This window comes from Nocardioides fonticola, from assembly GCF_039536805.1.
Taxonomy (GTDB): Bacteria; Actinomycetota; Actinomycetes; order Propionibacteriales; family Nocardioidaceae; genus Nocardioides; species Nocardioides fonticola.
Map to the genome: position 1 here is coordinate 1 of NZ_BAAAZH010000042.1, position 818 is coordinate 818.

The window sequence follows — 818 nt, forward strand, 5'->3', positions numbered from 1 at the left end:
CGCGAGTCGATCGAGTAGCCGACGATCTTGTTGCTGAAGACGTCCTTGATCGCACAGATGTAGAGCTTCCCTTCCCGCGTGGGGTGTTCCGAGATGTCCCACAGCCACACCTTGTTCGGCCCGTCAGCGACGAACTCGTGCCGAATCACGCCGTGCTCATCGACCACGGCCAGCAGGTCGTCGTGCGGGGCCGGGCCGGTGGAGCCGGGCTTGGACCGCTTCTTGTGATGGCTGGCGGCGATCCCCGCGATGCGACAGAGCCGGTGCACGCGGTTCTCCCCGACGGTGATGCCGTGCTCGTCGACCAGTTCGTCAGTGAGGAACCGGTATCCGAGCGTCGCGTCGTCTTCGTGGATGTCGTAGAGGACGTCGATGAGGTGGGCGTCGTCCCAGTCCCGCTGGGACACGGGATCTTTGAGCCACTTGTAGTACCCCGCGGTCGTCAGACCGAGGACCCGGCACGCCACCGCGACCGGCACCCTGATCGGGGCACCGGCCGCAGCCATTTCACGGACGAGCGGGAAGACTATTTTCCCGGCAGGTTCGCCTGAGACAGGTAGGCAGCAGCCCGGCGCAGGACCTCGTTCTCCTGCTCCAGGAGCCGGATCCGCTTGTTCGCTTCGCGAAGCTCCTTGCGATCGTCGTCAGTCATGCCGGGTCGACGACCGTCTTCGATGTCGGCCTTTTTCATCCAGTTGGCCAGCGAGCCTTCTGAGATGCCGAAGTCCTTCGCGACCTGAGCCAGTGACGACTGGCCCTGGCGGGCCACTCGCACGACGTCGTCGCGGAACTCCTTGGGATAGGGCTTTGCCACGAGG

General features: G+C 64.7%; 2 protein-coding genes. Both read right to left on the reverse strand.

Translation table 11 applies throughout. The annotated features are described in order from the left end of the window. On the reverse strand, positions 1–479 hold a 479-nt coding region (locus ABD671_RS22290), incomplete at its 3' end, for an IS3 family transposase (protein WP_344735726.1). Between the two features lie 47 nt (positions 480–526). Further along, on the reverse strand, positions 527–818 hold a 292-nt coding region (locus ABD671_RS22295), incomplete at its 5' end, for a transposase (protein WP_344735727.1).